We start from the raw sequence: 1,105 nt of genomic DNA, 5'->3' as shown, positions 1-1,105 counted from the left end.
CAAAGCCGAGTTCGGCGGCGCCGACAAGGGTCGCGTCGTCGCCCAGACCCGAGGTGCGCAGTCGTACCCGCTCGCGGGCCACCGGCAGAACGTTGATCGCGATCCGGGCACGCACCTGCGCCGACGCGGCTGGGTAGACGTCGCGCAGCATCCCGCCGAAGATCACCATGGCCGGGTTGAACAAGTTGATGAGATTGGCCACGCCGATGCCGAGCCAGTCCCCGATGCGCCGCACCGAATCCAGCGCGGCCGGATCGCCCCGGTCGGCGTCATCGACCACAGCCCGCACGGCATCGCGGCCGAACTGCGTGGCGGGCCTGCCCGCGGTGTCGAGCAGGGCTCGTTCGCCCACCTCAGCCTCGAAACAACCCCGCGAGCCGCAACCACACGCCCGCCCGTCGTACGGGTTGATCACCATGTGGCCCACCTCGCAGCCGTAGCCGCCGTCTCCGTCGAGCAACTTGCCCCCGACGATGATCCCGCCCCCCACGCCCACATCACCGTGCAGATAGATCAGGTTCTGCAGGCCGATGCCGACACCGCGCTGCTGTTCGGCTAGGGCGCCCAGGTGTGCCTCGTTACCCACGGCTACCGGCAGGCCCAGTCCGAGCCGTCGGGAGAGTTCGGCGCCGAATGCCTGGTCCACCCAACCCAGGTCAGGGCCGAAGCGCACCATGCCGTCATCGGGCCGGATCATGCCGCAGTACGATGCGCCGATCCCGACGCAGGCCGAACTGGCCGGCGCAGAGCGGTGCAACCGACGGCCGAAGCGGGCCAGCACGTCCACGACCCAGTCAAGATCAGCACCGGCCCGTGGTCGTACCGCCTCGAGCCGGTCGAGTACGGTCCCGCCCAGATCCACCCTGGCCGCGGTCACCCGGTCCACGGCGACATCGAAGGCCAGCACGTGTACCCGGTTGGGCTCGGGGCGCACCACCAACGACGGGCGCCCACGCCGGCCGGCGCCGGCCGGCGTCTCCTCTCGGACCAGGCCGACAGCGATCAGTTCGGCCGTCAGCGCCATGATGGTGCTGCGGTTCAGGCCCATCCTCTCGGCCAACGCTGCACGGGAGACCGCGCCGTCCAGATGGACGTACCGCAACAG

1 protein-coding gene is annotated in these 1,105 nt (G+C 70.2%); it reads right to left on the bottom strand.

Going from position 1 to position 1,105, the window contains the following annotated elements; genetic code table 11:
• Positions 1 to 1,105: ROK family transcriptional regulator (locus AB0I21_RS57515; protein ID WP_360574550.1), on the bottom strand; the 1,105-nt coding region annotated here is incomplete at both ends.

Source organism: Dactylosporangium sp. NPDC050588 (assembly GCF_040654975.1).
In the GTDB taxonomy this organism is placed as follows: Bacteria; Actinomycetota; Actinomycetes; order Mycobacteriales; family Micromonosporaceae; genus Dactylosporangium; species Dactylosporangium maewongense.
Note: the sequence above shows the minus strand (reverse complement) of the source record. Positions and strands in the feature narration are given on the sequence as shown.